Here is a 7,692-nt window from a genome sequence, read left to right on the forward strand (position 1 = left end):
CCACAGGCAACGCTAGGGTGCCTCAGATGTTCCACGCCGACACGCCCGCGGGCCAGAACGAACAGAGCAAACAGAACGAAACGAGCGAACTGACCAAACCGCGCGACGCGTTCTTCGACAACGCGAAGTACCTGGCGATCCTGCTGGTCGCCGTCGGGCACTCCTGGGAACCCCTCAAGGGCGGCGACCGAGTGCTTCAGGGGCTGTACCTGGTGGTGTACAGCTTCCACATGCCGGCCTTCATCGTCATCTCCGGCTATTTCTCCCGCAGTTTCGACATGAGCCCCGCCCGGCTGAAGCGGCTGCTCACCGGTGTCGCGCTGCCGTACGTCCTCTTCGAGATCGCCTACTCGCTGTTCAGCCGCTACGCCAACGACGACCCGCACCAGCGGATCACGCTCCTCGATCCGCTGTATCTGACCTGGTTCCTCTGCGCGTTGTTCATCTGGCGGCTGACCACCCCGATCTGGAAACTGGTCCGCCGTCCGCTGCCGATCGCCCTCGGCATCGCCATGCTCGCGTCCTGCACCCCGGACATGACCGACGACTTCGACCTCCAGCGGCTGGCGCAGTTCCTGCCGTACTTCGTGCTCGGTCTGGTGCTGAAGCCCGAGCACTTCCGGTGGGTGCGCCGGCGCGCGGCGCGGGTCCTGTCCGTGCCGGTGTTCGTGAGCGCGCTGGTCGTCGGCTACTGGGCGGTGCCGCGGATGAACGCCGGCTGGGTCTACCACCACGACTCCGCGCAGGAGTTCGGCGCGCCCTGGTGGGCCGGGCCGGTGATGATGCTGCTGATGTTCGGCTGCTCGCTGCTGCTGACGGCCGGCTTCTACTCCTGGGTGCCGGGCCGCACGACGTGGTTCACGGCGCTCGGCGCGGGCACGCTGTACGGCTATCTGCTGCACGGCTTCCTGATCAAGGGCGCCGGTTACGCCGGCCTGTACGACCACGCCTGGCTGCACCGGCCCTACGGCGTCGCCCTGGTGACCGTGCTCGCGGCCACCGCCGTCACGCTGCTGTGCACCCCGCCCGTACGACGGGTGTTCCGCTCGGTGATCGAGCCGGACATGGCGTGGGCGTTCAAGCGCGACGCGGCCGAACTCGCCCGCGACCGCGGGCGGTTGGAGCGGCCGATCGTGCGCGAGAAGGTCAACGCCTAGAGGTCGACCGCGATCCCGAGAAGTGCGCGCATCCGTGCGTACTTCTCGGTCAGCCGGTTCCGGGTCATCTCGTCGAGGACCGCGAGGCGGGCCGGGTCCGCGTTGTGCGCCAGGTCCGCCTCCTTCACGAGGAGCGCGCCGGGGGTCGCGAGAATGCGCCCGGCGTACGCCTCCGGGGGTTCGCCGGCCCGCTTGGTGACCGCGAGCACGATGTCCTTCGTACGACGGGACAGCGCGGCCTCCTCCAGCCACCGCTCGGTGAGTGCGTCGTCCTCCACGGAGTCGTGCAGCCAGGCCGCCGCGATCTGGTCCGGGTCCCCGCCCCGCGCGCGTACGCCCTCCGCCACGGCCTGGAGGTGCTCGGCGTAGGGCCGCCCCGCCTTGTCGGTCTGGCCCTCGTGGGCGGTGCGGGCGAGGGTCTCGACCTCGGTCGGCGTGAGGAGCGCGGTCACCGCGGCAGCGCCTGGGCGGCCGCCGTGGGGCCTTCGCGGCAGACCAGCAGCAGGGCCCGGTCGTCGTTGACGTCCTTGGCGACCGCCTCGATCAGATGCCAGGCGGCGCCGTGGAAGCCGCCGGCGACATAGCGGTCGGCCTCGCCGGTGAGGCGGTCGATGCCCTCGACGATGTCGCGGTCGGAGGTCTCCACCAGACCGTCTGTGAACAGCATCAACACGTCCCCGGGCCGCAGCGTCCCCTTCACAGGGTCGAACTGCGCGCCGTCGTACACACCCAGCAACGGCCCCTCGGCCGCCTTCTCCTCCCAGCGGCCGCTGCCCGCGCTGAGCTGGAGGCCCGGCGGGTGGCCCGCGGAGAAGAGTTCGTAGTCGCCGGAGTCGAGGTCCAGGACGAGGTGGATCGAGGTCGCGAAGCCCTCGTCCCAGTCCTGGCGGAGCAGATAGCCGTTGGCGGCGGGCAGGAACGCGTGCGGGGGCAGCGAGCCGAGCAGGCCGCCGAAGGCGCCCGACAGCAGCAGGGCGCGGGAGCCCGCGTCCATGCCCTTGCCGGAGACGTCGGTGAGGACGACCTCCATGGTCCGGCCGCCGTTGGTCCGGGCCGCGACCACGAAGTCGCCGGAGAACGACTGGCCGCCGGCCGGCCGCAGCGCCATCTCCCGGTGCCAGCCCTGCGGCAGCTGCGGGAGCTTGCTCTGCACCCGGATGCGTTCACGCAGGTCGAACAGCATGGTGCCGCCGCGCCGCCAGGGCACGCCCACCCGGCTGCGGAACTGCGCGATCAGCAGCCCGAAGAAACCGCACGCGGCCACCACGAGCACCACACCCGGGGTCACCCGCGCCGGGCCCTCGGTGTACGGGCCGAGCTTCACCGACTCCACGATCAGGCCGGTGGCCGCCGCCGCGTACAGCCCGAGCAGGCTCGCGGGGCGCAGCAACAGGCCGCCCGCGACGATCGGGAGGACCAGCGCGTTCGGCGAGCACCACACCGGGTTGGCGAGGGTCATGGCCACGATCACCGGGATCGTGATCAGCAGCCCGGCCAGCGCGACCCAGTCCGAGCCGTCCCCGCGGAAGTAGTCCACGGCACTTCTGCGCAGGCCGGTGCGGACCCGGTGAACCAGCTTCCTCAACCGGGCCATGAACGTGTCGGCCTCCGCGCGCCGCTCTCGTCCTGCTGCCATTAGTTCGGGACCCTATCCATCCGACCAGCCGCTTGGCACGGGAGGTCCCACTTGTCCCCCCTGCGAGGTTCAACTTCACAGTGAACTTCACCAGAGGCCGCTGTGCGGGCCCCCGGCGGAAATTCCCTGGCTCGTCCCGCAATGCGCTGATAGGCATGGTCCATGGGCACAGTTGCGAAGAACACACCGACCGGGCGGACCGAGCTGCGGGTACTGCGCCAGGACGAGTGGGACACCTGGTACGACAACCTCGTCAGTGCCTTCGGCGCCGTCCCGGAGTCGTCCGAGGAGCGTGAGCTGACGCGCGGGCTCACCGAGTTCGACCGCTCCCTCGGCGTCTGGGACGGGGACGCGTGCGTGGCGACGGCGGGCGCGTTCAGCTTCCGGCTCACCGTGCCCGGTGGCGCCTCGGTGCCCGCCGCGGGCGTCACGATGGTCAGCGTGGCCGCCACGCACCGGCGCCGCGGCATCCTCACCTCGATGATGCGCCGGCAGCTGGACGACGTACGGTCCCTGGGCGAGCCGCTGGCCGTACTGACGGCCTCCGAGCCGGTGATCTACGGCCGGTTCGGGTACGGCATCGCGACGATGGCGATGGCCGCCGAGATCGACACCGACCGCGTCCGGCTCTCGGTGCCGCCGGGCACCGACGACGTACGGCTCCGGTTCGCCGACCCCGCCGCCGCACGCGACCGGTGCGAGGCGGTGTACGCGCGGCAGGTGGCCGGGCGGCCGGGGATGCTCGCGCGGCGGCCCGGGTGGGAGAACGAGCCGCTCCTGGACCCGGAGAGCGAGCGGCAGGGTTCGTCGCCGCTCCAGTGCGTGCTCGCCGAGCGGGACGGTGAAGTCGTCGGCTACACGCGGTACTTCGTCAAGCCGGAGTGGGACCTGCAAGGCCCCAAGGGGACCGTACGGCTGCGGGATCTGGAGGCGCTGGATCCGGCGTCGTACGCGGCGCTGTGGCGGTTCCTCTGTGAGATCGACCTGACGGGGAAGGTGGCGATGTACAGCCGACCCGTCGACGACGCCTGGCAGCATCTCGTCTCCGACATCCGCCGGTGCGCGATCCGGCAGCGGGACTCGCTGCACGTACGGCTGGTGGACCTCGGGGCGGCACTGGAGGCACGCACGTACCAGGCGCCCGTGGACGTCGTGTTCGAGGTCGAGGACGCCTTCTGCCCCTGGAACGAAGGGCGTTGGCGGCTCACCAGTGACGCGAAGGGCGCGGCTTCCTGCAAGCGCACCGAGGAGGAGGCCGATCTCGCGCTGTCCGTACGGGAGTTGGGGGCCGCGTATCTCGGCGGGGTGTCCCTCGTCTCGCTCGCGGGCGCCGGGCGGGTGCGGGAGCTGCGGGCCGGGGCGCTGGCGGAGGCGTCACTGGCGTTCGGCTCGACGGTCGCACCCTGGCTGCCGCACGGCTTCTAGAACCGGCTCACGGCTTCTGGCAGTTGGGGCACCAGAACAGGTTGCGGGCGGCGAGGTCGGCGGTGCGGATCTCGCCGCCGCAGATGTGGCAGGGCCGGTTGGCCCGGCGGTAGACGTAGACCTCGCCGCCGTGGTCGTCGACGCGGGGCGGGCGGCCCATCGCCTCGGGGGTGTGTTCGGGGCGGACGGTGTCGATGCGGTTGGTGCGGACGCCCTCGCGCATCAGGCCGACGAGGTCGGTCCAGATCGCGTCCCACTCGGCGGGGGTGAGGTCCTTGCCCGCGCGGTACGGGTCGATGCCGTGCCGGAAGAGGACCTCGGCGCGGTAGACGTTGCCGACGCCCGCGATGACCTTCTGGTCCATGAGGAGTGCGGCGATCGTCGTACGGCTGCGGGAGATACGGCGGTACGCGGCGCCCGGGTCGGTGTCCTGCGGCGGGCGCAGCGGGTCGGGGCCGAGGCGGTCGTGTATCGCCTGCTTCTCGGTGTCCGTGATGAGGGCGCAAGTGGTGGGGCCGCGGAGATCGACGTACGACGTGTCGTTCGCGAGGCGTAGGCGGACGGTGTCGGTGGGCGGGGGTACGGGGGCTGGGCCGAAGGTCACCTTGCCGAAGAGGCCGAGGTGGATGTGGATCCAGTCGGCGTCCCGGAAACCCAGGAAGAGATGCTTGCCGTGGGCTTCGGTGCGGGTGAGTTCCGAACCGTTCAGCAGCTCGGCGGCGTCGCTGAACTTGCCCTGGGGACTCGTGACTTGAGTGGCTCGGCCTGTGAAGTGAGCGCCGTAGTCCAGTGCAAGCCGGTGAATCGTGTGCCCTTCTGGCACCTCACGAACTCCCTTTCCCACCAGCCCACCCGCCGAGGTCAGTTGACGGGTGGGCCTCGAAAAGCTCCCAAGGGGCTGATTCTCTACTGCTTCGGGTGGTGGGCCGGAATCTCCGGCAGCTTCCCCGTCGCCTCGTACTCCACCAGCATCTCGATCCGCCGGATATGCCGCGGGTCCTCGGAGAACGGCGTGGCCACGAACGTCTCGACGAACTTCGTCGCCTCCTCGCGCGAGTGCATCCGCGCCCCGACCGCGACGACGTTCGCGTTGTTGTGCTGCCGGCCGAGCGACGCGGTCTCCTCGCTCCAGGCGAGGGCAGCCCGCACGCCCTTCACCTTGTTCGCCGCGATCTGCTCGCCGTTGCCGGAGCCGCCGATGACGACGCCGAGGGCGTCGGGGTCGGCGGCCGTGCGCTCGGCGGCGCGGAGGCAGAAGGGCGGGTAGTCGTCCTGGGCGTCGAAGATGTGGGGCCCGCAGTCGACGGGCTCATGACCCGCCTCCTTGAGCCACTCGACGAGGTGGTTCTTGAGTTCGAAGCCCGCATGGTCGGAGCCGAGATACACGCGCATGGGTCGAGTGTGACATGCCTGTTTCGGGGCAGCAGCGCGGGGGGCTGATCCGGAAAGCGGACGGCAACACTACAGCCACCCGAAGGAACCTCAAGAAAACCTCAAGTAACGATCAGGAATCAAAGGTTCAATAATCCCTTTGCCTCCGATTCACTGGACCGTCTTGTTAACCCGGTGCAAAGGAATTCCCCCCATGACTGATGGTTCCGGCCTCCAGGCAGGGCTCAAGAACCGACATCTGTCGATGATCGCGATCGGTGGCGTCATCGGCGCCGGTCTGTTCGTCGGTTCCAGTTCCGGTATCGCGACCGCGGGACCCGGCATCCTGCTCTCCTACGCGCTCGTCGGCACGCTCGTGGTGCTGGTGATGCGCATGCTCGGTGAAATGTCGGCCGCGAACCCCACGTCCGGCTCGTTCTCCGCGCACGCCGACCGCGCGCTCGGCCGCTGGGCCGGTTTCTCGATCGGCTGGCTGTACTGGTTCTTCTGGGTCGTCGTGCTCGCCGTCGAGGCGACCGCCGGCGCCAAGATCCTCGAAGGGTGGATCCCCGCCGTACCGCAGTGGGGCTGGGCGCTCATCGTGATGGTGGTGCTGACCGCCACGAACCTCGTATCGGTCGGTTCCTACGGCGAGTTCGAGTTCTGGTTCGCCGGGATCAAGGTCGTGGCGATCGGCGCGTTCATCGTCGTCGGCGCGCTGGCGGTCTTCGGCGTGCTGCCCGGCGCCCACACCGACAAGGCGGGCCTCGGCAACCTCACCGACCACGGCGGCTTCCTGCCGAACGGTCCCGGCGCGATCCTGACCGGCGTCCTGCTGGTCGTCTTCTCCTTCATGGGCAGCGAGATCGCGACGCTGGCCGCCGGTGAGTCGGAGGACCCGCAGCGCGCGGTCACCAAGTCGACCAACAGCATCATCTGGCGCATCGGCGTCTTCTACCTCGGCTCGATCCTCGTCGTCGTCTGTCTGCTCCCCTGGAACGACCCGTCGATCAAGGAGCAGGGCTCGTACGTCGCCGCCCTCGACTCCCTCGGCATCGCGCACGCCGGTCAGATCATGAACTTCATCGTGCTGACGTCGGTGCTGTCCTGCCTCAACTCCGGTCTGTACACGGCCTCCCGCATGGCGTTCTCGCTCGGCGGCCGCGGTGACGCGCCGGCCGCGTTCGCCCGCACCACCTCGCGCGGTGTGCCGATGGCGGCGATCATCGCGTCGGTCGTCTTCGGCTTCGTAGCGGTCTTCTTCAACTACGCCTTCCCGGACACCGTCTTCCTGTTCCTCGTCAACTCCTCAGGTGCGGTGGCCCTGTTCGTGTGGCTGGTCATCTGCGCGTCGCAGCTCCGTCTGCGCCGGATCATCGAGCGCGAGTCGCCGGAGAAGCTCGTCGTACGGATGTGGCTGTTCCCGTATCTGACCTGGGCGACGATCGCCCTGATCGTGTTCGTCCTCGGCTACATGCTCACCGACACGGAGGGCGAGAGCAGCGGCCGTACGACCGTTCTGCTGTCCCTGATGGTCGCGTTGGCCGTGGTCGCGGTCTCGGTGATCAAGCAGCGGATGCGGGGCGGAGAGCCGCTCACGGCCGCCGACCCGGAGCCCGACACCGACAAGGTGTCTGTGGGCTGAGGGCGTTCACAGCACGACGAAGCTGTTCCTGACCTTGTCGTAGGTCTTCAGGGCCTGGGTCTCCACGTCCGGCTGGTACCAGGTGTTGATCTGGTACGACTTCCCGTCCTCGTCGAAGCCGAGCAGCCGGGCGTACCAGGCGGTGCCCCTGAGCGTGAACGTGTACTCCCAGATCACCGCCGGCCGACCGCGGAACGTCGTCCTGTCGAGCCGGATCTTGCGGTAGTCCGCCCCCTGTCGGGCGTTCCGCTCGGAGGCCTCCCAGGTCTCCATCAACTCGCCCCGGGCGAGGGACGACTTGCCGACGAGTTCCTGGGTGCCGTCCGGCGATGTGTAGTGCACCTCGGCCCCCGTCTTCAGATCCCGCCGCCACCCGGCGGGCGTCGCCCACGCGAACCCGCCCGCCTCGCGGTGCGTGCCAGGGGGGAGGGTCTGGGGGCGGGAGGTTCCTTCGACTG

General features: G+C 69.6%; 7 protein-coding genes and 1 pseudogene. 3 read left to right on the top strand and 5 right to left on the bottom strand.

Features of this window, described 5'->3' with window-relative positions; genetic code table 11:
• Nucleotides 1–26: 26 nt before the first annotated feature.
• Nucleotides 27–1,157, top strand: a complete 1,131-nt coding sequence (locus JHN63_RS18715) for an acyltransferase family protein (RefSeq protein ID WP_200682220.1) — start codon at nt 27–29, stop codon at nt 1,155–1,157.
• Here the strand turns inward: JHN63_RS18715 and JHN63_RS18720 are convergent.
• On the bottom strand, nt 1,154–1,609 hold the full coding sequence (locus JHN63_RS18720) for an HD domain-containing protein (RefSeq protein ID WP_200682221.1): 456 nt from the start codon (nt 1,607–1,609) through the stop codon (nt 1,154–1,156). The two genes, JHN63_RS18715 and JHN63_RS18720, sit on opposite strands and share 4 nt — an antisense overlap.
• Complete coding sequence (locus JHN63_RS18725) at nt 1,606–2,793, bottom strand: PP2C family protein-serine/threonine phosphatase (RefSeq protein WP_200682222.1); 1,188 nt, start codon at nt 2,791–2,793, stop codon at nt 1,606–1,608. The genes JHN63_RS18720 and JHN63_RS18725 overlap by 4 nt, the downstream gene beginning before the upstream one ends.
• 162 nt (nt 2,794–2,955) lie before the next feature.
• On the opposite strand from JHN63_RS18725, the gene JHN63_RS18730 reads away from it, so the two are divergent.
• Nucleotides 2,956–4,218 carry a GNAT family N-acetyltransferase gene (locus tag JHN63_RS18730; RefSeq protein ID WP_200682223.1) on the top strand — a complete coding sequence of 421 codons (1,263 nt, stop codon included), beginning with the start codon at nt 2,956–2,958 and terminating at the stop codon, nt 4,216–4,218.
• Between the two features lie 7 nt (nt 4,219–4,225).
• Here JHN63_RS18730 and JHN63_RS53960 read toward each other — a convergent pair whose 3' ends face one another.
• Together JHN63_RS53960 and JHN63_RS18740 are read right to left on the bottom strand one after the other, a co-directional pair.
• Nucleotides 4,226–5,041 (bottom strand): Fpg/Nei family DNA glycosylase, encoded by an 816-nt coding sequence (locus tag JHN63_RS53960; RefSeq protein WP_200682224.1) that lies wholly within the window; start codon nt 5,039–5,041, stop codon nt 4,226–4,228.
• 83 nt (nt 5,042–5,124) lie between these two features.
• Entirely contained in the window at nt 5,125–5,610 is a 486-nt protein-coding gene (locus JHN63_RS18740; RefSeq protein WP_200682225.1) for a ribose-5-phosphate isomerase, read from the bottom strand.
• 193 nt (nt 5,611–5,803) lie between these two features.
• Between JHN63_RS18740 and JHN63_RS18745 the strand changes: the two genes are divergently transcribed.
• Entirely contained in the window at nt 5,804–7,234 is a 1,431-nt protein-coding gene (locus JHN63_RS18745) for an amino acid permease (protein ID WP_200682226.1), read from the top strand.
• Between the two features lie 6 nt (nt 7,235–7,240).
• Here JHN63_RS18745 and JHN63_RS18750 read toward each other — a convergent pair.
• Nucleotides 7,241–7,692: pseudogene (locus JHN63_RS18750) on the bottom strand (serine/threonine protein kinase); the annotation flags it as partial.

This window comes from Streptomyces sp. MBT65, assembly GCF_016612545.1.
Taxonomy (GTDB): domain Bacteria; phylum Actinomycetota; class Actinomycetes; order Streptomycetales; family Streptomycetaceae; genus Streptomyces.

Bases quoted from the DNA above. Each gene is read 5' to 3' on its own strand.
- JHN63_RS18715 (WP_200682220.1), top strand. From the start codon at position 27: ATGTTCCACGCCGACACGCCCGCGGGCCAGAACGAACAGAGCAAACAG.
- JHN63_RS18745 (WP_200682226.1), top strand. From the start codon at position 5,804: ATGACTGATGGTTCCGGCCTCCAGGCAGGGCTCAAGAACCGACATCTG.
- JHN63_RS18725 (WP_200682222.1), bottom strand. From the start codon at position 2,793: ATGGCAGCAGGACGAGAGCGGCGCGCGGAGGCCGACACGTTCATGGCC.
- JHN63_RS18740 (WP_200682225.1), bottom strand. From the start codon at position 5,610: ATGCGCGTGTATCTCGGCTCCGACCATGCGGGCTTCGAACTCAAGAAC.
- JHN63_RS18730 (WP_200682223.1), top strand. From the start codon at position 2,956: ATGGGCACAGTTGCGAAGAACACACCGACCGGGCGGACCGAGCTGCGG.